Annotated in this window: 15 protein-coding genes; 8 read left to right on the forward strand and 7 right to left on the reverse strand. The window is 34.8% G+C overall.

The window, feature by feature from the left end; all coding sequences use genetic code 11:
• Positions 1-63 precede the first annotated feature (63 nt).
• Positions 64-5,988, reverse strand: a complete 5,925-nt coding sequence (locus tag AVL50_RS22600; protein WP_172826903.1) for an alpha-2-macroglobulin family protein — start codon at positions 5,986-5,988, stop codon at positions 64-66.
• Between the two features lie 183 nt (positions 5,989-6,171).
• On the opposite strand from AVL50_RS22600, the gene AVL50_RS22605 reads away from it, so the two are divergent.
• Positions 6,172-7,512, forward strand: a complete 1,341-nt coding sequence (locus AVL50_RS22605) for a DUF1566 domain-containing protein (protein WP_082795966.1) — start codon at positions 6,172-6,174, stop codon at positions 7,510-7,512.
• Positions 7,513-7,581: 69 nt separating this feature from the next.
• Here AVL50_RS22605 and AVL50_RS22610 read toward each other — a convergent pair whose 3' ends face one another.
• Positions 7,582-8,181, reverse strand: a complete 600-nt coding sequence (locus tag AVL50_RS22610) for a nitroreductase family protein (protein WP_062618705.1) — start codon at positions 8,179-8,181, stop codon at positions 7,582-7,584.
• Between the two features lie 198 nt (positions 8,182-8,379).
• On the opposite strand from AVL50_RS22610, the gene AVL50_RS22615 reads away from it, so the two are divergent.
• A complete protein-coding gene (locus AVL50_RS22615) occupies positions 8,380-8,739 on the forward strand; it encodes a helix-turn-helix domain-containing protein (protein WP_062618706.1) in 360 nt (119 codons plus the stop codon).
• A gap of 175 nt (positions 8,740-8,914) precedes the next feature.
• Positions 8,915-10,147 carry a threonine/serine exporter ThrE family protein gene (locus AVL50_RS22620; protein WP_062618707.1) on the forward strand — a complete coding sequence of 411 codons (1,233 nt, stop codon included), beginning with the start codon at positions 8,915-8,917 and terminating at the stop codon, positions 10,145-10,147.
• A gap of 60 nt (positions 10,148-10,207) precedes the next feature.
• Here the strand turns inward: AVL50_RS22620 and AVL50_RS22625 are convergent, their stop codons facing one another.
• The 3 genes from AVL50_RS22625 to AVL50_RS22635 form a co-directional block, all read right to left on the reverse strand.
• Positions 10,208-10,762, reverse strand: a complete 555-nt coding sequence (locus AVL50_RS22625) for a DUF4136 domain-containing protein (RefSeq protein ID WP_062618708.1) — start codon at positions 10,760-10,762, stop codon at positions 10,208-10,210.
• Between the two features lie 387 nt (positions 10,763-11,149).
• Positions 11,150-12,748 (reverse strand): RagB/SusD family nutrient uptake outer membrane protein, encoded by a 1,599-nt coding sequence (locus AVL50_RS22630; protein WP_063850880.1) that lies wholly within the window; start codon positions 12,746-12,748, stop codon positions 11,150-11,152.
• Between the two features lie 19 nt (positions 12,749-12,767).
• Positions 12,768-15,737, reverse strand: coding sequence for a TonB-dependent receptor domain-containing protein (locus AVL50_RS22635; protein ID WP_062618710.1), 2,970 nt, complete (start codon positions 15,735-15,737; stop codon positions 12,768-12,770).
• A gap of 346 nt (positions 15,738-16,083) precedes the next feature.
• On the opposite strand from AVL50_RS22635, the gene AVL50_RS22640 reads away from it, so the two are divergent.
• From AVL50_RS22640 to AVL50_RS22650, 3 genes are read left to right on the forward strand one after another with little or no spacing between them, the layout of a single operon-like run.
• A complete protein-coding gene (locus AVL50_RS22640) occupies positions 16,084-17,235 on the forward strand; it encodes a sensor histidine kinase (protein WP_062618711.1) in 1,152 nt (383 codons plus the stop codon).
• On the forward strand, positions 17,207-17,971 hold the full coding sequence (locus tag AVL50_RS22645) for a LytTR family DNA-binding domain-containing protein (RefSeq protein WP_062618712.1): 765 nt from the start codon (positions 17,207-17,209) through the stop codon (positions 17,969-17,971). The genes AVL50_RS22640 and AVL50_RS22645 overlap by 29 nt, the downstream gene beginning before the upstream one ends.
• Before the next feature lie 17 nt (positions 17,972-17,988).
• Positions 17,989-18,774 (forward strand): alpha/beta hydrolase, encoded by a 786-nt coding sequence (locus AVL50_RS22650; protein WP_062618713.1) that lies wholly within the window; start codon positions 17,989-17,991, stop codon positions 18,772-18,774.
• 39 nt (positions 18,775-18,813) lie between these two features.
• Here the strand turns inward: AVL50_RS22650 and AVL50_RS22655 are convergent, their stop codons facing one another.
• Together AVL50_RS22655 and tpiA are read right to left on the reverse strand one after the other, a co-directional pair.
• Entirely contained in the window at positions 18,814-19,662 is an 849-nt protein-coding gene (locus AVL50_RS22655; protein WP_062618714.1) for a hypothetical protein, read from the reverse strand.
• Positions 19,663-19,862: 200 nt separating this feature from the next.
• On the reverse strand, positions 19,863-20,624 hold the full coding sequence (gene tpiA / locus AVL50_RS22660; RefSeq protein ID WP_062618715.1) for a triose-phosphate isomerase: 762 nt from the start codon (positions 20,622-20,624) through the stop codon (positions 19,863-19,865).
• A gap of 1,308 nt (positions 20,625-21,932) precedes the next feature.
• On the opposite strand from tpiA, the gene AVL50_RS22665 reads away from it, so the two are divergent.
• Positions 21,933-22,997 carry a sensor histidine kinase gene (locus AVL50_RS22665; protein WP_062618716.1) on the forward strand — a complete coding sequence of 355 codons (1,065 nt, stop codon included), beginning with the start codon at positions 21,933-21,935 and terminating at the stop codon, positions 22,995-22,997.
• Positions 22,994-23,749: a LytTR family DNA-binding domain-containing protein gene (locus tag AVL50_RS22670; RefSeq protein ID WP_062618717.1), complete on the forward strand. Its 756-nt coding sequence runs from the start codon at positions 22,994-22,996 to the stop codon at positions 23,747-23,749. Before AVL50_RS22665 ends, AVL50_RS22670 begins: the two co-directional genes overlap by 4 nt.
• Positions 23,750-23,756: the final 7 nt, after the last annotated feature.

Consider the following 23,756-nt stretch of genomic DNA (forward strand, 5'->3'; position numbering starts at 1 on the left):
AGAAATGGCAGTTGGTGAAAATGAAACGGCATCTAACCTTAAAAATTAGATGCCATATTCTTTTTACTGAATTCCCACTTCCTTCAACTCATTATTACCGTAAAAAGTTGGGAAATACATCAATTCTGCTTTTGCAGGGTTGAGGTGATATTCCCCAGTATACCTTGGTAATAGTTCTACTGTGAAAGTATAATTTCCTTTATTTAGTTTTTTACAGAAGATCGCTACTTCATTTTTGAAATATTCTCTATGTACTTCATAATATAATCCTTGTTTTTTAGATGCATAAGAACAACCGGCTGGAATTGGCACATTTACCATTACATAATCTGCATTCTTTTTCACATCTACTTCTACCACCAAGTTTATTTTCTCTCCTGATTTTAAAGTTTGAGTATTTTGATCTTCAAAATAAGTATTCACCTCAAAGTGATCACTCTTTTCTAGAGGAGAGCTTTCCCAATAGTTGCTGTACTGCGTAAGGTAAATAGGAAAATCTCCCTTTTTTGAAATTGTCAATTCCTCGCCCTTTTGTAGGTCTAACTCCAATGGGAATTGCGTTATGGTTCCATTTTTACTGCCTGAAAGTATCAGCGTAGAAGAAGTTGCTTGCCCATTGTGTTTGATTACATCTGGCAATATGGTTTCTATCACTTTCGAAGAAGTATAAGTATTATTCCAATACCCTGCTTTTCTTTTTTCTAAAAGATAGTTTCTCATTTTCCTCATTTCATTCTCATTATGATAAAGAGAATCATCTCTGTATATCTGATAAACTAAGAGTGTATTTTGAAGAGCATTATCTGTTATACGGTTGCTCCATACTCCTACTCTACCTTTTTCTTCATTTTCGAAGTAGATATTCCCAAACATAGTTTCTTGTCGATACCTTTTGATACTATCCATTTCAATTGACAACCCTGCTTTTTGTTTCATTCGCATCAATTGTAATTGCTCATAAAAGGTGAAGGTTTTAATCTTATCGAGGTCATGAACCTGTTTTTGATAATTCCCTTGAGGGTCCAAAGCATAAACCAATTGAAGGGTTTTCAACTTTTGAGTCGAAAGTGTGTCAGATTGAAAACTTACTAATAACCTTTCAATCGTTTCTGTAGTGTTTATTGGAACTATAAAGCCTAGCTCTCTTGCTTGTGCTAAAGCTTCCAAGACATGAATCGAGATCCAATTAGAAGTAGAATTTCCTTCCCACCATCCCCAGAGTTGAGCTTCATTTCTTTTTTTGGATAGCTTCGTAAGCAATTTCTCTATTTGGGCAGTATTTTCATATTTCTGCTCTTTATACTGGCTAATGGTATAAGCAGACAGATGAGCTTTAAGCTTTGAAGCCAACTGTTCGTTACACAAATAACGATAACGGACAACATGTTCTATTTCACTTTCTAAAGCACCTAAATAACTTGACTTTGCATACAGTTTTGTTGGACCGTCGTTACTTTGAAGTTGAATTGTGGTATCATTTTCTAAAACATAAAAATCTCCTTTAGCCACTTCTAGGCCTAATGGATAAACAGGAATAGTACGTTCCTCCCCATCAAAAAAGCCATTTTGAGAATTGACAGTATAACTTAATGCCACACTGTCATTGGTTGAAGTAAAAGTTAAAGTATCGATATGCACATCTGAAATGATTACAGATTTTTCCCATTGTTTCTTCTTATCAATAGAAAATACAATATCAGATTGTAGAGTATCTCCCATATAATTCAATGACTTACCAACAGCTTTTACTTGATCAGAAGCTACTAGGAATCTTGGCAAATTAACTTGTCCTGTGAGTGGCATATAAGATTTTATATTTTCTTCAGCATATCCTGATTGCTTTTTACCATTCATAGCCAAGAAATGAGTGTCCCACTTTGTAATATCATCAGGGAAAGTCACCTCAAACTTTACTTTACCATTTTTATCTGACTTTAATTTTGGTTGCCAAAAAGCATCATCTTTAAAGTTATTTCTAATTGATGTTCTCTTTTGAGCTTGTGCCATAAAGTCATTTGTAACCTCTGCATTCCCGCCTAATTTCAATCCTAGCTTTTCAATTGATGATGATGACATTTCAATAAGGACTACACCGTTTGCACCTCTTGATCCATAAATACTCGTGCTTCTAGCGTCTCTCAGTATTGAATACTTTTGAATAAGATTAGGGTCAATTTTAGATACATCACCTGTGTAGATTTTTCCATTAATTACATATAAAGGTGCAGGAACTCCTTCGATACTATTCACTTCTTTGATCTTTAAACCTGTAGATGTTTCATCGATTGTTATCCCCGAAACCTGGGCATGGACAGGTATTGCCGCATTAGAAGGAAATCTTTTTCTCGTAGTACCATATCCAATCACAACAACCTCTTCTAATGATTCCTGGTCGTAAAACATTTCTACTTCTATAAAATCTCCATCCACTAGTACTGTTTTACTTTCATATCCTATAGATTTAAAAATTAGGTTATTGATAGCTTTAGGCATTGATAAAGAAAAGTATCCTTGAAAATCAGTGATGGTCTCATGAGTAGTTCCTTCTACCATTACTGTTACTCCTGGGATCGGTCCAACTTGACTATCTGTAACAATTCCTTGAACAATTTTCCCATCACTTCGAGAGCTAAAGGTTTCTCTAAATGAATTTTGTATTTCTTTCCACTCCTCCGTTTTATCAAGATCATCCGTTTCTGTTGGGTAAATCAACTTTTCAATAATTTTAGAAAATTTCTTCCCAAATTCGTCTTGTTTATACTCTTGAGGACAATCAACAATAAAGTGATTAGTTCCTCTCTCTTGAACTTTAAGAGAATCTTCTATATGGTAACGGTTTTCTGAATAGAAATAGATTAACTGATAATAGCCACTATCTAATGCATGAAAAACGGTCGTATTTCCAGGATAAACTCTCATAAATTGAGGATCATCCAGTTTCACCAATAATTTATTGAGCGGGTTATCTTTTTGTTTCAGTGTAGACCTAAAACTCACTTTCAACTTCCCTTGGTGCTCTTCCGTTGATTCAGGGAAAACATATACTGGTTGTATTCTTCGTTTTTCATATAGATCTTCTTCCCAGTATTGCTTAACCTTTTCTTCTGTTAGTATTTCTTCATAAAAACCCCTAGCTGAAATATTTTTTTCCAATAATTGACTATTGAAATCAAAGGATTTCATTTTAATATATTCTTCTGAAAACTCGTATAAATAATTTGGTTCAAACTGAAAACTTCGTTCATATTCTCCCAGTACTTTTAATGTAGTTGTATCAATTACTGGCCCTGCAAATTGATATTGCTGTGCAGATGTTGGACTCAATAGATAAACATCTTTATTTTCTTCTAGCAGATAAGCATAACTTTTAAAATCATTCTTATAAATCATCGTGTATTTTGACCACCATCTTAACTCACTTTCTGTATAATAAGGTGACTTATCCATTACTGACATATTAGGAACTGAGTAAGAACGGTCTACGCTCAATATAGTTTTTTTACCTTCTTCAAATTCATAATCTTTTAAAGTGACCTCATGCTTTGCTGTTCTCAATCTTACATTATGCTTACCACTTGCTACTCTTATAGAATAGGGCTTCGAAATTGTTGTCCAGCCAAAATAAACTGGTACATGATCAATATATATCACATGTATTGGTTCAATTTCACCTTTATAAACCACATAGGGAATGAATTGAGTAATTTGACTTTCGGTTGAATACGTAGCCTGGTATATCTTATTTTCCGGGTACAAGAAATTATAATAAGGAATACTATCCAACCCTGCCAATACTTTCCAAGTAGCATAATCCAGCATAAAGTCACTACTTATTAATTGTTCATGATCTAGACTAAAATTATTGATTAATGATTTCCCTCTCTTTTTCTTTTTAGAAAATGATGGTGTTTTTTGTGGGGTATATTTAAACTTATTGGTAATGCCCAATGCTGTAATATCAACTCCTTCTACTGGTTTTCCTTTATAATCTGTGACTTGCACTTCAAAAGTTGCTTTTTGACCCGGAGTGACTAGTTTTGGTACGTTAACTTTCAGGTCGAGTTGTAGCTCATTAGGAGATGGTATCAAATAATTTTCTGTCTTAAGTTCACCTGCCCACAGATAATTTACTGTCAAGTAATAATTCTTCTTGTTTTTAACTTCTCTATTAAAAGAAAGTGTTTGTCCGTATCCTTTTTCTTGAACTTTATTGATTTTGTATAGGGTATAGTTAAAAGGAAGATTCCTAGGATTGTCTACTTTTACCTTGATAGAATCAGCTGTCCTTTCTGTAAAAACTTGTAGAGAAGATTTTAAAGTTCTCATTGCAACCTGCTCTTGAAATCCATCACTTGTTTCAACAAGATACTTTCTGTAATAAGGAGTCACAGGAACCTGAAATGGCAATGCTCCTTTTTGTTCTAAAGTTTTATTTCCGAAGGCATCAATGCCATAGACCTTACCTTCCTGCTGTATGACCTCACCGTTCACTAAATAGTTCAACGATAAATTCTCCCCTTCTAGGTTTGATGTGATTTCTTTATGATTATAGAAATAATTAACTTTCTCTTTTTGGATTTTCACCTCATTATCTGAAGTTCTCATTTTTACACTTACCTCATATTCAAAATCTGCCTTAGGAAAGGACTGATCCGAAAGAAGAAGTTCAGTTTCTCCACTAGAAGATAACTTTTTATTTATTTTGTATAGAGTATTAGGTACAAAAACACTATCAGCATGATACTTATCTACAGCATTTGAAGTTAAGGTAACCTCAACAGTGGCATCCTTTAAATTAAGATCATTTTCATCTGTTCCTTTTACAAAAAGTTTGAAGTCTTTATTTCTGTAATGTTGATGATTATCTACTCTCACTTCCAATTGATTTTTCCCTAATTCATACTCCTCATAACTAAAGAACCCAGAAGTAACCGTTCTACCTTTTCTATCCCTAAGTTCTATACTATATCTTTTATCTAATTTTAATTCCAATGAATCTGATAAATCAAACTCAAAAGAGTACCCTCCCTTCTCGTAAGGCATTATTTCTCCCAAGTCAATTTCTTTACCATAACCATATAAATAAGCAGTCAACACTTTACTATAAGGCTTCCCATTTTTCTTATTAACTATATATGCTTTGAACCTTACCTTTTCAGCAGGTTTATATATGGGTTTATTGAATACAAAGTATCCATTATATTTATTGTAATAATTATGATTATTATTACGGTAATTGCCATCAAAGCAACGGGCAACTTTATCAGCTGTTTTTATTGCAAATTCTTTTGTTCGATAAATAGTTCCTCGTGGATAATTGTATTTTATGGATTTCACTCCATCAATCGGTAAATGAACTACATAACGTACTGGTAAATAAACCACATAATAAATAGGAAAATACACATACTTCAATGGTGTTCCATTGACCACTTTTCGCCACCCTCTTTTGAATACTGAGTTACCCACCCTCCTATTCAAATGTCTATAACTAACATACCCATCATAAGATACTTTCAGTAATCCTTTTTTATTTGATTTTTTATCAATGTAAGCTTTCCTTTCCTCATCAAACCGAAGTGTTTTATTATTTACCTTTACCGTTGCACCTTCAATACAATTTCCTTTAAGATCATACACTTGTACTACCAAATCTTTATCATTATTCAATACAAAAACCTCCAAGGATTCCTCAGAATATAGCTCTACATACTGTTCATTACCGACGATTTCTGTTATCAAATAATGACCTAAAGGAAGGTATAAGTCGTTTGGAAAAGAGTCTGATGCTATTGAGTCAATCAAAGTATGATAAAAAGATTGATCCACTACATAAATACCATCTTGATAAATTTTTTCAGCCTCTTGATTGGTGATTTTGTAGATATAAGTATAGTAACTTGACCTACGTGAATTCAATAAATCCTGAGAAAAAACGGATATAGAAATACATAAAAAGAAAAGTAAAAGCTTCAGTTTGCTTGTCATTGTAATAGAATAATTAATGTTGTTAGTTCTTATCATTAAATATAAAGGTAGAGATTTTTCACCTAAACAAATATAATCTTCACAACTGATGAATTCGCAGATTATTTTATCCAATTGGTAGAGTTTATTACCCATTCTATTATGTGATTCTTAATTTTATTCTTATCAAAAATAACCTACGAAATGAAAAAAATATATATAATCCTATTGGTGGCATTGAGTATTTTAGGCTCCGCTTACACCATCAACCGTCAATCAAAAGACAACTTGAAATATCCTATTGTTGGGACTAATCAGAGCAAAGCTTTTGATAATAAAAAAGAAATAAAATTGCCTAAGGAAGGTGATTCGTTTTATGGTCAAAATGCCAATTTCCTGGGGAACACTCCAAAGTATAAAAACAATGGCGATGGTACTGTCACTGATTTGGTTACAGGGTTGATGTGGCAAAATTCATTGGATCATAATGGTGATGGTAAAATTGATGTAAATGATAAACTATCTTATAAAGACCTTCTGAAACAAGTGAAAAAGGAGAATACGGGAGGCTATACAGATTGGCGATTACCTACCATTAAGGAACTGTATTCATTGATTATGTTTAGTGGGCAAGACATCAATCCTCAAGCGAAAAGTGTAAACGGTAATCAGCCTTTTATCAATACTGATTATTTTGATTTTGCTTATGGTGATACTGATGCTGGCGAACGACTTATTGATCAGCAATGTGCAACGAGCACGATCTATTACGGTGAACAGGAATTGGTATTTGGGGTAAATTTTGCTGATGGACGAATCAAAGGTTATGGAAAGAAGCTACGTAATAAGGAAAAACTTTTTGGTTACTTTCTAGTAAGAGGAAATGCAGATTATGGTACCAATGATTTTAAGGATAACGGGGACGGAACTGTTTCAGATTTGAACACAGGTTTAATGTGGATGAAAGCCGACTCTAAAAAGGGAATGAACTGGGAAGAGGCTTTAAAATATGCCCAAGAAAATACTACCGGCAATCACTCTGATTGGAGATTACCTGATGCTAAAGAACTGGAATCTATTGTAGACTATGAGAGAGTAGCCAAGAATGATGACCACCCAGCCATTGACCCTATCTTTGAGATTTCTTCTATCCAAAATGAAAGGGGAGAAAATGACTTTGCTTTTTATTGGTCCAACACCACTCATGAAAATAGTGGTAGAAATGGTGGTGGTACAGCAGTCTATGTAGCCTTTGGAAAATCACTTGGGAATATGCCGGCTAGACCTGAAAGAGGTCATGGAAATGGACAACGACCTATGGGACCTCCTCCTGGCGGTAGACCTCCACAAGGTCAAGGACAGCAAGGCCCTTCTATGAGACAAAGTAACAGTAATCAAGCTCCTAACTGGATTGATATTCATGGAGCCGGCAGTCAAAGAAGTGACCCAAAATCTGGTGATCCTTCAAAATATAAAAATGGTAGAGGACCTCAAGGAGATGCAATCCGAATCAACAATTATGTTCGTTTAGTTAGAAATATTTGATATAAAAATAGCCTTCACAAAATCTTGAAGGCTATTACTCATCTATCATTTATTATACAACTTCGGAGGTTAGACTAACTCAACCACCTCTTGCATTTCTAGTCTTTGTTTTGAAGTTTTAGAAGGTTGGTTACCGTCTTCCTCATCTCTGTAACCAATCATAACAGCTACAAGTGGCTGATATCCTTCCAAACCTAAAATCTCTTTATACTTATCATTTTCAATACCTTCCATTGGTGTAGAATCAATATCCATAGAAGCGATTGCTGACAAGAAATAACCTACTGCAAGGTACACTTGTTCAGACATCCAAGTTTTGATTTTTTCTTCACCTTGAGGTTTTAAGAAATTATTGTAGTACCAAACTGCACCTTCTGCTAAGTAAGACTCCATTTTGCCTTCAAACTTCGCCAAATCATCCACTACACTAAATACTACAACGTGACTTCCTTCTACTAATTTCTCCTCATTGAAATACGAAGCTTTCCCTAATTTCTCTTTTACTTCTTGATCACCGACAATCGTAAATTTCCAAGGTTGAGAATTGATTGAAGAGGGGCTGTATTGAAGGATTTCTTTGATTTTTTCAATATCAACTGCACTTACTTTTTTAGAGGCGTCGTATTTTTTTGTAGTGTATCTCGATTTTGCTACTTCTAAGAATTCCATAATGTTTTTTTATTGTTTGATTTTCTGAACTTTAAATTGAAAAGTAGTTGCTAATAATTCTGTTTTAGAATAAGTATCTAAATAAATTTTAGTAACTTTACTTTTGATAGTTACAAACATAATTAGTGTTGTCATAGAAATCAATAACGGGCAAAAATGTAAGTATCTATTTTTAACGTTTATTTAATAAAAACAAGCATGAAATTTAAGGTAGACGGAAAAGAGTACCCTTGTTGTACAAGCTTGACCATGAAATATATAGGTGGCAAATGGAAGTCAGTGATTTTGATTCATCTAAAAAATGGTACTTTAAGGTATAATGAGATTCGAAAATTAATTCCTACGGTAAGTGAAAGGACATTAAGCCTTCAACTGAAGCAATTGGAAGAGGATGGACTGATTGAAAGGAATGTGATCCCTACTGACAAACCTCCTTTGAGAGTAGAATACAGCATGACAGATTTCGGGAAAACACTTATTCCTTTATTAGTAACGATTTCTGAATGGGGTGAAGAAGCGGTAAAATGGGATCCGAAAGTTGAAGAAATTGAGGAATAGAAAAGGTGAGCCTTTTGACTCACCTTTTCTCATTTCAAAATACTGCTCATAAAATATATCCCTTCTGTATTAATAATAGATAAATTCCATACTCAATCTCAAAAAATATTTTCAATCACTATAAAATTGAATTAATATTGCACTTCCTAAAACAAAATAATATTTTGTTAAACCCATGAAAAATTTCGAAGAGAAATACAATTTAATAGTTAAAATAGGAAATGCACTTCATAAATTTGGATGTTCTTCACTTAGAGTAGAAACTTACATTCAAGATGTCGCCAAACATATTGGTGTAGAAGTTTCCTGTCAAGTGACTACGAATACCCTCAATTATCAAATTGAAGATCCACGGACCAAAGAGCGTCAAGTCCTCCTGCAATATATTCCATTAGGAAGCAACAACCTGGGAAAATTGGCCGACCTCCACAAGCAAATCAGAACGGCTTTTATGGAGGGACATGATTATGAAACAATTACTCAAAACATTGATAAGGTCATTCAGAAAAAGAAGATCTACAACGAGTTCACTTTAGCATTAGCATATACTATTATTCCTCCCTCTTTTTTGGGGTTGATTGGTGCTAGCTGGGTGACTTTTATATTTAGTTTTCTGATGGGTTTTATTGGCTATTTGATCGCAAAGAGTGTGAGCAGGTTTAATACTTCCCGCTATACAGTAGAGTTTTATACTGCATTTGTATGCTCTTTTATAGGTTGCTGGTGTAAATATTATATTCCTGATTTAGATGTCATAGAACTCAGTTTGGCCTCAGTGATCTTATACGTTCCGGGATTGACAATTTCCATTGCACTGGAAGAAATTTCTTTCAATCAATTCAACTCCGGGTCAGGTTTCCTCTTTAATGCCATTATGATTTTCCTCAAACTCTTTATTGGAGTCTATCTAGGCATGGCATTAGGTCACTTTATTTTTGGACTAGAAGAAGATGTCTATATTAATGAAATTCCACAATGGATGCATTTTATAGCATTGCCAGTATTATCTATAGGACTCGGAATTGTATTCAACACCAAACCCAACGATCTCTTTATTGGTTTATTTTTAGCTGTTATTGCCTTTTGGGGACCTATGATTTTTCAAGAAAATATAGGGTGGATTTTTGGAACTTTTATTAGTGCATTCTTGATTACTTTTTTGAGTATATTATTGAGTAAATGGAGAAATGTACCGCCTTCAGTTTATCTCTTACAAGGTATAGTTATTCTCGTTCCAGGAAGTCGACTATTTATGGGGCTGTCCCATCAATTCAGAAATGATCCCATAATTGATAACCCAAGTATTGGTACTTCAGGACTCTTAATGTTTTGTGCTATTGTAGTAGGTATGCTTGTCGCTTACAGCATGTACTATCCTAATCTAGACAATAGAGAAAATGTCATATAAAAAAAGCATCGAATAGAATCAACTACTCGATGCTTTCAAGTTAACACGTTTCCTCTTTTACTATTTTGCAGGGTATTTATTGAAAATACTCTTCACAAAACGGTTTATATTTCTTTCTCTGACTACTGGGCTTTCCTGCTTTTCAGTCAATGTACTTACCGCTGCTGCTTCCCAAAGTAGTTTTCTTGCATTAGTATCAAAAATATCTATTACAAAAGTCCCTTCTGTGTATTCATACTCAGAGTAGTGAGTAGCACCCATACCCCAAGGGCCGTACCATCCACCGTATCCAGCATTATAAGAAGTTACGCTTTTCTTTTCTTTTGTAGTGAATACCATACCCACTTGCAAGTCGGCAGTTGTATCCTGCTCAGAATAAGTATATCCTAAGTTTTGCATGTTAGCAATGACTGCATTTTTTACTCTTTCGCGGTCAAACTGATTAATTTTCGCGTTTGTCTTTTGGAAAGGTAAAAGACTAAAAGTTTGGTATGCATTGAAGTTTGTCCCAGGATTATAATCTGTCACAATTTTCGTTGATGAACAAGACGTTACTAAAAATGTAACACTGATCAACATTGCAGCCGATAATAATAATTTTTTGAGGTTTTTCATGATGATAATATTTTGATTGTTTAGAACGAAATAAAATCGAGTATCTCATTTTATACGTAAATATTATAAATACTCACGAATTCTTTATTAAAGTTTACTGATTAAGCGTTAGCAAGTTTTAAGACCTAACAATCTTTAAGCGGTTATATACTATTTTAACTTAACAACATTAAACATTTTAATCGGAAATTATCATAGATCAAGAACAAAAAAAGACGCTACTTCTGTAACGTCTTTCTTTATTTTTTGAAAAAGTCTAAGTACTATCTTTTAAGGACAGTGTACTCACAAGAACAATTTTGAAAAACAGGCAGAGGAGAAAATTTCCTCTGCTTGTACTTAATTCATTGTCCGTTATATTATTATTCACCTAAATTCAAAAATTGACTAGTCTACGTCCCACCATAGAGGTGATCCACCAGTGTCACCTGTAGCTTTAGCGTTTTCAGCTTTTAATGCTTCAACACCTGCATTGTAGGCCTGTACGTTGTTTACAGCTTCACCATCAGGATATCTTAAACGTTTGATATAATCGCCCGCTGGAACGTCACCATTACTCTTGTTGTATTTCACAGGGAAAATGTGAGGGTATCCTGTTCTTCTGAACTCAGACCATGCTTCCATTCCTTCTGGGAACATTGCAATCCACTTTTGAGTAATGATCTGCTCTAATGCTTTTGAAGCATCATAATTAATTGTTACATCACTTACTGCTGCAGTAGAGTAATCAGTACCATAAGTTGCATCAGAAACATCTACATAATCTGCAGGAACACTTGTATCATCCATTAAGTAAGCATCAGCTTTGTCTGCAACACCATGTTGAGCAAATGATTGTCTCACACCTTCTTCATAAAGTGCTTGAGCTCCACCGCCTGCATTCCATCCATTCAATGCTGCTTCAGCTCTTAAGAAATAAACCTCTGCAGAAGTCATCAATACGATCGGCGTTGTTTGGTTAATAAACTCAGTATTAATTCTTGAATAGTACTGATAGTCACCTCTACCGTCTGGTAAATCAATACCAGAACGTACACCTGCAAAACCTTCTTTAATTGGGTCTCCATCTTCTGGTCCACCTGCTTGTGTGAAATAAACACCAGCACGAGGGTCATTCAAACCTGTCAAGATTGATTCCATATCAGCACCCATTTTAATATCACCCCATCCTTCAGAGATCGTAGCAAGTGGGTTAACGATTGGCGATACTCCTACACCTACTGAAGCAATATCACTTCCTTCAAATACACCTGTTGCAATCGCTTCTTCTGCATATTGCTTTGCTTTTGTAGGATTGACATTAGAAATTCTCATTGCTAATCTCAACTTTAATGAAGCCGCTAACTTCTTCCACATTACAAAATCACCTTGGTAAAGGTCATCTACTGCTGAGAAAGTTGGTACAGGCTCTGTATTTTCTAAGTTAGCAATGGCTAAATCTAACTCCGCAAAGAATTTGTCATATACAGCCTCTTGAGCATCATAAGTCACTTCTGAAGTACCAAATTTCACGTAAGGAATTGGACCATAGATATCTGAAACTCTGTGCATACCTAACACTTTCAATACCAATGCTGGCGCATATAATCTTGGTGTTAAGTCTTCCCCTAATTGGTCAATTGCATTGGCTGGAGACATGATGTTTTCATATCCTAAAGACCAAGGCCATAAGTTCCAAATTAAGTTGTAGTGTGTTGCGTTAGAGTTACCAGCAAAAGGTGTTGGAGGTGCCATGTACCCTGAGAATACATCACCGTTCAAGTTTTGCTGTACCTGCCATTTCCAGTTTGAGTTATCAAAGTTGAAATAAACAGAACGTGATAATTGAGGGAAGAAACCATTGATCAGGTTACCATCCGCCAACAAATCTTCATTTGTTGGACGGTTTGGATCATTATTAATTTCTTCAAAGTTACTTGTACATGCTGTAAACATACCTGCAGCAAGTACAGTAGGTAAAATATATTTTTTTACTATTGATTTCATTGTCATTGATCGTTTAGAATTAGAAGTTAACTCTCAAGTTTAAACCTAAGCTTCTTGTTGTTGGCAAGCCGAAGAAGTTAAGACCTTGAACACCTGCACCTGTTGACATTACTACGTCTGGATCAAATGGAGCTGCATTGTAGAAGAAGAATAAGTTTCTACCTACTGCTGATAATGTAACATCATTTAAAGGACCTACGCTACCAAAAGTATATCCGACAGATAATTCTCTCAATCTGATGTTTGTTTGATCATATAAGTATTGAGAAGTAACATTAGATCTACCTGCTGTAGCTCTTAAGTATCCTAGAGGATCAAATTCGTTACCTTCTACTACTACTTTTCCAGTGTTTTCAACTGCATCTGCAAATTCTTTTGAAGTACCTTCCGCATCCATGTAAGAGTTTGTTAAAGAAAGAGTCTGACCTCCAAATTTACCATCAATTACCATGTTTAAGATGAAGCCTTTGTACTTCAATGTGTTCGTCCAACCTGCAATTAAGTTAGGGTTAGAGTTCGATTTCACTGCAGTTTCAGGATCAATACCAGCAGCACTTGGTAAACCATCATCTCCAACTGCGATTGTTCCGTCAGCATTTCTTGCAAAATCAGCTGTCCAGATTTCACCAATTGCACCGCCTTTTCTTAATACTTGCATGTAGTTGATGTTACCACCGTTTGTTACGATATCAAATTCTGCTTCTGTTCCATCCGCACGAGTATATAACTCTTTGATTTCGTTCACGTTTCTTGCAAAGTTTAATGTAGTACTCCAAGTTAAATCACCTTGAGAGATTGGCATTGCTGAGATTGATAATTCAAAACCTCTGTTTTCTACGTCACCTGCGTTTACAAAGCTATATTGGTATCCTGAAGAACCTGTTGGGTTAGCCACTCTAAACAACTGGTTAACAGTGTTTGTCTTGTAGAAGTTGGCATCCAAGTAAAGTAATCCGTTGAATAATTCTAACTCTGCACCGAATTCAATTGAAGTTGAAAGCTCTGGCTTAAGATTAGCTGCTGGCTCTGTATCTGCGAATAATAAGTTTCCGTTAAAATCTACCTGATGTTGTAAAGTTGTCACACCTGGCTGAGCATCATTACCTAACACTGTGTAGTTACCTCTAACTTTTGCTAATGAAATTACTTCTGGTAAAGTCATCATCTTGTTAAGTACTGCTGTTAAACCTACTGAAGGATAGAAGTAAGAGTTGTTGTCTAATGGAAGAGTAGAAGACCAGTCATTACGTCCTGCCACGTCTAAATAAACCATTTCTTTGTATCCTAATGTTGCTGATGCAAATACTGATTGTACTTGACGACGGTTCAATGTTTCTGTTGGTACCATTCCTTCAGGTAAACCTGCTGGAGTAAATACGTTAGTGTAACGAATCGAACGTTTATCAGATGTTACTCTTTGGAATGAATTATTCTCATCACGAATTGAAGAACCTAATAAAGCTGTAACACTTAAGTCGTTGAATGTCTTGTTGAAGTTTAAGATCGCATCAGCGTAGATCATTGTATTTGAGAAGTCATCTCTAAAGTAACCGCCGTTTGACAAACCAGTTACAGGGTCTGCTGCAATGTTGATTGGGTTAGTAGTAGCATGTGCTTTTCTTTCCCAAAGATCTTGCGTTGCATCCACATTTGCACGTCCTTGTAATGATAAGAACTCGTTGAAGTTATACTTCGCTGAACCTGATAACATGAAACGGTTACGAATATCTTCAGTTTGAGCTTTATTCAATAACCAGTATGGGTTCTCGTTACCAATTTCAGATCTAACTGCTGCAGGGTAATTTTGCTCGTAGATATTTCTACTAGAATTCCAAGTTTGGTAGTTATTCTTTAATTCATCATGTGAAATTGTTCTTGATGATAAATATGAACTGTAAATAGGGTTCATATAAGCACCTGCAGTTGGTCTGTTTTCACCTTTTTGGTTGATGTAGTTGGCTGAAGCTCTCAACTCTAATTTATCATTCAATCCTTTAGATGTAGTATTAAATGAGAAGTTATGCTTATTGAAAGTGTTTGTTGGCATTACACCAGCTGCTGTTGTGTTAGCATATGATGCATAAAATTGTGATTTTTCAGAACCTTGAGTATAAGAGATTGAATTTACCCAAGTTGTACCAGTCTTGTAGAAATCATCCGCTGTATGACCTGTTACGTTTACTGCATCTCCATTAAGATCGTATTTAGTTTGCATTTCAGGGTATTGGTAAGCTTGCTCAGCCATAAAGTTTGACGAGAAGCTTAAGCTTGAGTGACCCGGACGTCCTTTCTTAGTCGTAATCATGATTACACCGTTTGCCGCTTGTGAACCATAAAGTACTGAAGCTGCTGCACCTTTTAAGATGTTGATTGACTCAATATCTTCTGGGTTAAGGTTTGAGATACCGTCACCACCGTCACGACCAGGGTTTTCAATTTCACCCGGCTGACCTGCACCTTGACCGGCCATTGGCACACCGTCAATTACATATAACGGAGAACTATCCCCTTTAGCCGAACGGTTACCACGTAAGTTGATCTTTACTGACCCACCTGCACCAGAACCACTTCTTGATAACTGTAAACCAGCAACACGACCAGAAAGTGAGTTCATTAAGTTAGGGTCTTTAGCAGTAACTAAGTCTTCTGAACTTACAGATTGTGTTGAGTAAGTTAAGCTTTCTGCTGATCTTTCGACACCTAACGCTGTTACGACAACTTCTTCTAGTTGTTCTGCGTCAACTTCTAAAGAAATGTCTAATGATGATTGGTTTTCGACAAGTACTTCCTGTGAGATAAAACCAATATAAGAAAAGACTAATGTTGTTCCTTTCTCTACTGATAAGGCAAACTCACCATTGAAATCGGTTGTTGTACCTACAGATGTACCTTTAACTAATACGTTAACACCTGGTAATGGCTCTCCTGTGCCATTTTCTTTTACTGTACCTTTCACAAGTGACTCTTGTGCTTGAAGGAAATTTGTCATTAGTAGTAGGCTAACGACGAATGTTAGTAGTCTGAATTTCATATTGAACTGAAGGTTAGATGAACAGACGATGTGAGCAGAGAGTAATTAGTAATTTCGCTCACAAGCAAAGGAAACACTCCCTTGCATTTTCTTGATATCGTAAATGTATAACAGACACTTAAGGAATTTTAAAAAAATAGATTAACAGTGATTAACTTATGTTATACAACATTAATTAGAGGATAAACTGCATTCATCTAAGGATAAACGTCATAAAATCCTATATTTGTAACATAAATCTAAATTAATTGTCCCATTGACATTTAACATATAATTAGTAGATATAATTAAACTTTAGTTAACAATGGCTATATCTACTAATAAAAATAAGTTCAATGAGCCAGTAAACTTTTTTGAACATATCCCCGAAGTGATGACGCTTAAATTGCAGAAGCCTATATTACATCATACCATCTTTTGGTTGATTTATTTTGTTCTGAATGGATTGAGATGGGGAAGCTACTATGATGACTACATTTATTCTTTTCAATCTAATATAATAGGTTTTGCGATTCATATCCCCCTTACGTACTATCACGCGTATTATTTACTTCCAAAATTCATCCCTTCGAAGAAATATTTCCTTTATTTACTAAATCTCGCTGGTGCTTTGGTAGTAATGATGTATGTCAAAGTATTTATGACACAGCAATTTTTATTACCTGTATGGCCTGAAGCAGGAACACAGGCAGAGATTTTTAGTGTCAATCATGTGGTAGCCATTATTACAGGGGAATTGTATGTGTTGGGGATTACTACTTCCATTGCTTTAACTAGAAACTGGATTATCAATCAGAAACGTACACGTGAGTTGGAAAAACAAAATATGATGACTGAGTTGAACTTACTGAAGTCACAAATTCAGCCTCACTTTCTATTCAATACATTAAACAATATCTATTCTCTTACCTTAGACAAAAGTGATGATGCACCTGATGCAGTTATCAAGCTTTCTGAATTAATGAGTTATATGCTTTATCAAAAAGCCTCAAGGGTGCTTCTTTCTGATGAGCTTTATTATATGCAGAATTACCTTGATCTTGAAAAATTACGTTTCGGTAATAGACTCAACCTAACGTTTGAGATAGAAGGTGATGATGATGGAGTAAGAGTTCCTCAGTTATTATTATTGCCATTTATTGAAAATACCTTTAAACATGGCACCAAGAATAAATTAAATGAAATAGATATCTCACTTCACTTGAAGATCTCAGAGGATTTTATCACATTTGAAGTAGAAAATCCTAACATTGACCAAACCCCTCTGCCGTTTAATCTTACTACTGATTCACAAAAGAAACCTAAAACCGGTGGGTTTGGGCTAGAAAACGCTAGAAGAAGATTAGGCTTGCTATATGGCGACCTCTATTCTTTGGATATTAACGATGGGGAGAAGATTTTTAAAGTAACACTTAAAATTCCAAGAGATGAGCAAAATAAAATGCCTAATCATTGATGATGAGCCTTTAGCAATAAAAGTGATTGAAAATTATCTACTGCGTCTCAATGAATTTGAAATTGTAGCAAAATGTGAAAGTGCCATTGAGGCCTTCAATATATTACAGAACAATAAAATTGACTTGCTGTTTTTGGACATTAATATGCCAATGCTGACCGGTATTGACTTTGTGAAGTCTCTAGAGCAAAAGCCGGAAGTTATTCTTACTACTGCACACCGAGAGTATGCTTTAGAAGGTTTTGAAATTTCAGCTTTGGATTATCTATTAAAGCCCATTTCTTTTCAGCGCTTCTTAAAGGCGGCCAATAAAGCTTCACAATTCATACATACAAAAGAAGCCGCTAAAACTCCTGCTAAGGCAATGACTGCACCTGTTTCGACATCAAGTAACAATGATGAAGAACGTTTTATTTTCTTGAAAGTAGAAAAGAAAATGCTGAAGGTATTTCTTGATGACATCATTTATATGGAAAGTCTGAAAGATTACTTGAGAATCTACACTAAAGAAAAAGAAATGGTGGTCCATTATACACTTACCAAAATATTGGAAAATCTTCCTGAGGATGAATTCATAAGAATACACCGCTCTTATGCTATTTCACTTAAGAAGGTGAATGCCATTGAAGGAAATCAAGTAGAATTGAAGAATGGAAAAATGTTACCTATTGGTAGACTTTATCAGCAAACGGTTAAAGATACAATCTACAGCAAAGGCATTATGCCCAATTCTTAAAACATAAAGTGTGAGTAATGTTTACTTTTAAACCTGCAGTACAAAAAAAATCGAAACACCCTCTTATACTCATACATGGAGCTTTGTTCAATGGAGAGGCTTGGAGGGGTAACTTTTTAGACTTTTTTGCGGAACTTGGTTATGACACCTACGCCATTCACCTGAGTGGCCACCGTGACAATGAAAGTAAACTCTTTTTGAACCTATATGGTTTAGATCAATACACTGAAGACGTTATTAAGCTGATCACCTCATTTGATGAAAAACCAATTCTTATTGGTCATTCTATGGGCGGTCTTGTTACCCAGCTTGTAGGTCAAAAAATTTCTCTTCAAGCCGCTGTTTTATTGGCGGCAGTTCCTCCTTTTGGTGTTTTCAGATCGATGTCAGAATTTTTCCTAACAGCACCATTGAGTTGGAGTAAATTTGCCGTTTCAGCGATATTCCCAATTGGAAAATACTTTGATACGGAACCTCCCGAAGGGATTTACACAACTATGCCTTCTCTTGAAGTCAGACAACACGTCAGCAAAAATATGCAAGGAGAATCAATACGTGCTTTACTTGAAATGATATGGAGAGACTTTGAAATCGATGCTTCCAAAGCACATTTCCCAATGGCTCATATTGGTTTTAGAGATGATAAAATTATTTTTCCTGAAGACGTAGAAAAAACGGCCGAATTTTACGGTCAAAAAGCAAAAATATTCGAAAATCGAGCACATGCTTTTATGTTTGAGCCTAATTGGAAAGAGGTTGGAGATTACATTAAAGAATGGCTTGATGAAAATAACGAAGCATAATAAAATTGTATCATAGACCTGTCTATATTCAAACTTACTTTAATTCATTATTTCTTCCAATCCATTATAATAATCAACGATTTGAATAAGATCTTCTCTAATTTTATACTGAAGGCCTGATTTTCTCATAAAATCATTGAGTTCATCCTCCTTTTCTCCAAAAATCTTTAAGAAAGACTTTCTTTTGATATTCAAATCAAAAATTACATTCCCTTCCAATACTAAATACAGTCTTTCCTTAAGTTTATAACTATAATATACATCAGCTTGGTTTCCTCGGTAAGAATGGACATTATTTTCCATTTCTCGTCTCCTATCAGGATCAAAATGAGGGTTGGTTCTATGAATCGTTTTCAATAAATAGGGGTAAGCAATAATCCCTACTTTTCCTTCTGTCACAATTTCAAATATTCCTGTAGCAGGGTGTTCATCTCTATAATAACGCTCCGCATTTACAAAATGATGAGGTACTGTAATCTCCTGTTCGTTTTCATCTACAGTGTGAGCAATAAAATCAAACTCTTCAATTTCATGTTGTTCAAAAATTAAAGTAGTAGTATCTTTCATACCTTCCCCTCCATACAACTCAATATCTTCAATCTGTAAGACTTCCACCTGATCTCTCTCTAGATCATAAAGCAAAGAAACACCTTTGAAAGCCTTCCCATTTTTCAACAACAGATTGCCAACCTCCCACTCTGAATGATAAAAAACCATACTGTCTCTCTCATTCTGAGATTGATTTTCCAAGTCTTTTGTAGCAGCATGAATCATGTCGTTCTTCTTTTTTTTCTCTTTTTTCTGAGCAAAAAGAAGGGTGCCTGATACTAAAAATAACAATGTGAATATAGAGAGTCTGTACATTTTTGAATTAAGTCTTGGTTTCATTTCAATAGTAGCCACCGTTTCCGGCAATTGGCTGAATCACATTATTAATATACTGAAGATAGGGAAGAAAACAAGTTTTTGGACAAAAAAAAGAGGTTGAACTATGAATAGAACAACCCCCTTAAACACGTTTATCTTCAATGCGTAACGTGAGCAAAGAGAAAAGGTATTTCTCTGTACTTTAACGCTTCGAGTCTAAATTAGTATGATTTTGAGATTTCGATGAAGTCTCTAGCTACTAATGAAGCACCACCGATCAAACCACCGTCAACGTCAGGTTGAGCGAATAATTCTTGAGCGTTGCTTGGTTTAGCAGAACCACCATATAAGATAGAAGTAGCATCAGCAACTTCTTGACCATATTTAGCAGCAATCATATCACGGATATCTTTGTGCATTTCTTGAGCTTGTGCAGATGTAGCTGTTTTACCAGTACCGATTGCCCAAACTGGCTCGTATGCTAAAACTACTTTACCGAAGTCCTCAGCAGAAAGGTGGAATAAACCTTCTGATAATTGCTTCTCTACAACTTCTTTTTGAGTACCTGCTTCACGCTCCTCTAATACTTCACCGATACAGAAGATAGGCAACATACCGTTAGCGATTACCGCATCAGTTTTAGTAGCTAACATAGCATTAGACTCACCAAAATACTCACGACGCTCAGAGTGACCCAAAATCACGTAATCAATACCATAAGAAGCTAATTGCTGTGCAGAAATTTCTCCTGTGTAAGCACCTTTTGGCTCTGTGTAGCAGTTTTGAGCACCAACAAATACATTAGCAGTATCACCTACCAATGACTTTACCTTGCTTAAATGAATGAAAGGAGTACACATAATAACTTTAACGTCTGACGGAGTCTCGTCTCTTGCGATATTCACTACTTCTGATGCTAAAGATTCAGCGTCTTCCTTAAGAAGATTCATTTTCCAGTTACCTGCAACAATTTTTTGTCTCATGATGTAAATTTTCTTTTATAAGATGAATTTTATAATCAGTCGCGAATATACATACCTAGAGCTATTTTGAAAATGAGTTTCGTCATACTCAGGTAGATAGTTGAGGGTGGATTTAGTGAATTATTCTGAATAAAAATGAATTTCAATATTCTAATTCGGTTATTTTTCCATATTATGGAAAATATGTTTCATTTTGAAACTTAAAAATATGCCAAAAAACATATTTTAACTCATAAATAACTGATTATTAATAATTTAACTAATTTTTCATTTTATGGCACAGTAAGTGAATAAAGATTAATGGGTAAAGAAACATAGGTTAGTCACCTATTGTATGGCATGATACACCAGTAACATTAACCAGCTGTGGAAAGACACTTGAAATATTTCAAGTGTTTTTTTTTATCCTAATTTTTTGAAAGATAAGACATTTAGAAAAAGATGTAAAGTTGAAGCCTTAAAAGATAAAGACATACTACGCCTCCTTCTACACAATCTGCCCAAACAAAAAAAGGCCATCCATCGGATAACCTTTTTCACTATATAATCTAACTACTGTCTATACTACTTTTTCATTCTATCTATCTCTAAAAACGGCAGTTAGTGATCTTCGACTTTCAAATTCTTACTATAAAGTATTAAAATCTGACTTTTTCATTTATAATCTAACAAAATACACAACTCAAAAAAAAGGCTTCACTTTTTAAGTGAAACCTCATTACATCTCTCTGTTGTCTAATTTACTGGATCAATATTTTTGAGAGTGTTTTTCTGTCCCATTTTGGATCCATAAAATTTAGATGCCACTATCATGATACGCTGGGACAGAATATATTGGGTTGGTCTGGTTAGCTTCTATTTCAATTGCATAAACAATGTCAACTGACGTATTCATCAGATCATCTTTTCTGTTGAACTAGAAGCGTGAGGGGTATTCATCATGATATTTATATTCTCATTAGTTGAAACCAATGTTGGATATTCTTTCATAGCATTCACAGTGATTTTAATTTCTATCCATCAAAATCAATCTGAACGAGTTGGATGTAGGACCTAACACAATATTAGGTTTTAATCACGCACACTATAAAAACAGACATGGGTAGGTTTTAGTTCATTTCAACAGAATTTAAATTGAAAAAATTATTTTTTTATTGATTACCTACAGAAATAATTCACATATCAAACAACCTTTTAAAGCGGTAAAAGCTCTATGATAAGTAGTATAATGAGGGAATATGGCTTATTTAAGCCGTTTTTATCAAGGCTTTAGCTCTTTAAAAAGTTTCTTTTTCTTACTTTACTCACATGAATAAGTTTGTTTCCAAAAAGCTTCAATTGCGTGAATTGGTGAAAATGGCACTAATTACCTCACCTATCATAGCTGTGTACACTATCAGCCCAATGGTGATGCATATTGTATCTATTCCTTCTTTAGAAAAAAGTTTAACAACGCTGAATCACTTCAATCTAATGAAAGCACTGATAGGAGTATCAGTAGTCATCTTGATGCTGTGGATGCTAAATATCTGGCTTTTTCACTTTTTAGATGATCAGCTCAATAGAAAAATCAATAAAAACTTGAAGTACTTATTTTCATTTTCTATCATGTTCCTTTTTTTTATTCTGCTTAAAGAAAAACGGGCACAGCACAATACCATTGACTTTGGCGTATTTGGCTACTATCCTTTAATAGTCACCACCGCCAATAATACTTTTATCTTGATTCTTTACCGATTGATAACCGGAAAGCATGAGAAAGCGAGGTTAGAATTAGACAAAACACGTTTGGAATTAGCACAATACGTTACACAGCAGGAGCAATTGAAAAATAAAATTCATCCCCACTTTATTTTTAATGCCTTGAATACTCTGAAACTTTTAATTAAAAAAGAAGAGAAAGTGGCTGAAGATTATCTGGTCCGTTTGTCTGCTTACCTAAGATTTTCCATCACAGAAACCGCCAAAGATCAAGCACTGATAAAAAATGAATTGGAGTTCTGTAAAAATTATATCGAGCTACAAAAAGTAAGGTTTGCCAACTCTATTCAGTTTCAAAACCTTCTTCCAACTGAAGTTATTAATAACGAGTACCTGCCGGTAGTCACACTTCAATCTTTGGCTGAAAATGCCATAAAACATAATGCCTTCACAAAGCACAACCCGCTGATCATACAAATACAGCAGAATGAGGACCACTCCATCTCTTTCATTAATAATCTTATTCCGAAGAGAAACAATGAAACGACCACAGGCACAGGCTTGAATAACCTTAAAAAGCGGTTTAAGCTCTTAGGAAATGATGAACCTGTTGTACTTCATAACATCAAAGACAAGCAGTTTGAAGTGACTTTTAACACATTGAAAAAATGAATATTGTAATTATAGAAGACGAGTATTTGATGGCTGATGAACTTGAATCTTTAATCTTAGAATACAGTTCAGAACATACTATTGTCACAAAACTCACAACAGTTGATGAATCAATTGAGTACCTCAAAAGTAACCCAATGCCTGATTTATTCTTCTCGGATATACAGCTTCCTGATGGGCTAAGTTTTGAGATTTTTCAAGAAATAAAATGCGAGGTTCCAATTGTTTTCTGCACCGCATACGATGAATATGCTTTAGAAGCTTTCAAAGTCAATGGCATTGACTACATACTTAAACCCTTTGACAATAATACTATTATTGAAACCCTTCGTAAAGTGGACCGGATCATCAATCACCATGTCCCACAGGATTTTAATTCTATTATTGCTGAACTTTCGGGTACTCCAAAAAAGAACATCAAAAAGAATATTCTCATTTTTAAAGGAGAAAAAATTATTCCTGTTAACACCCAACAAATCGCATTAATTCATCTAGATTCAAGCGTGACTTATATCTATACTTTTGATGGAGAAAAATATGCATCTGACCAGTCTTTGGATACCTTGGAATCTAATTTGAATGCTGATTTCTATAGAATCAACAGGCAATTTTTAGTCAATAGAAATGCCATCAATCATGTATCAAAATACTTTGCACGGAAACTGCTGGTAGAAACTCAAATTGAAATTCATGAAGACATCATTGTGAGTAAAGCAAAAGCAAGCGATTTTTTAAAATGGCTACAGGACTAAATAGGTT

The sequence above is a fragment of the Flammeovirga sp. SJP92 genome, assembly GCF_001583495.1.
GTDB lineage: Bacteria > Bacteroidota > Bacteroidia > Cytophagales > Flammeovirgaceae > Flammeovirga.

Bases quoted from the DNA above. Each gene is read 5' to 3' on its own strand.
- AVL50_RS22600 (WP_172826903.1), bottom strand. From the start codon at position 5,988: ATGACAAGCAAACTGAAGCTTTTACTTTTCTTTTTATGTATTTCTATA.
- AVL50_RS22605 (WP_082795966.1), top strand. From the start codon at position 6,172: ATGAAAAAAATATATATAATCCTATTGGTGGCATTGAGTATTTTAGGC.
- AVL50_RS22610 (WP_062618705.1), bottom strand. From the start codon at position 8,181: ATGGAATTCTTAGAAGTAGCAAAATCGAGATACACTACAAAAAAATAC.
- AVL50_RS22615 (WP_062618706.1), top strand. From the start codon at position 8,380: ATGAAATTTAAGGTAGACGGAAAAGAGTACCCTTGTTGTACAAGCTTG.
- AVL50_RS22620 (WP_062618707.1), top strand. From the start codon at position 8,915: ATGAAAAATTTCGAAGAGAAATACAATTTAATAGTTAAAATAGGAAAT.
- AVL50_RS22625 (WP_062618708.1), bottom strand. From the start codon at position 10,762: ATGAAAAACCTCAAAAAATTATTATTATCGGCTGCAATGTTGATCAGT.
- AVL50_RS22630 (WP_063850880.1), bottom strand. From the start codon at position 12,748: ATGAAATCAATAGTAAAAAAATATATTTTACCTACTGTACTTGCTGCA.
- AVL50_RS22635 (WP_062618710.1), bottom strand. From the start codon at position 15,737: ATGACAAATTTCCTTCAAGCACAAGAGTCACTTGTGAAAGGTACAGTA.
- AVL50_RS22640 (WP_062618711.1), top strand. From the start codon at position 16,084: ATGGCTATATCTACTAATAAAAATAAGTTCAATGAGCCAGTAAACTTT.
- AVL50_RS22645 (WP_062618712.1), top strand. From the start codon at position 17,207: ATGAGCAAAATAAAATGCCTAATCATTGATGATGAGCCTTTAGCAATA.
- AVL50_RS22650 (WP_062618713.1), top strand. From the start codon at position 17,989: ATGTTTACTTTTAAACCTGCAGTACAAAAAAAATCGAAACACCCTCTT.
- AVL50_RS22655 (WP_062618714.1), bottom strand. From the start codon at position 19,662: ATGAAACCAAGACTTAATTCAAAAATGTACAGACTCTCTATATTCACA.
- tpiA (WP_062618715.1), bottom strand. From the start codon at position 20,624: ATGAGACAAAAAATTGTTGCAGGTAACTGGAAAATGAATCTTCTTAAG.
- AVL50_RS22665 (WP_062618716.1), top strand. From the start codon at position 21,933: ATGAATAAGTTTGTTTCCAAAAAGCTTCAATTGCGTGAATTGGTGAAA.
- AVL50_RS22670 (WP_062618717.1), top strand. From the start codon at position 22,994: ATGAATATTGTAATTATAGAAGACGAGTATTTGATGGCTGATGAACTT.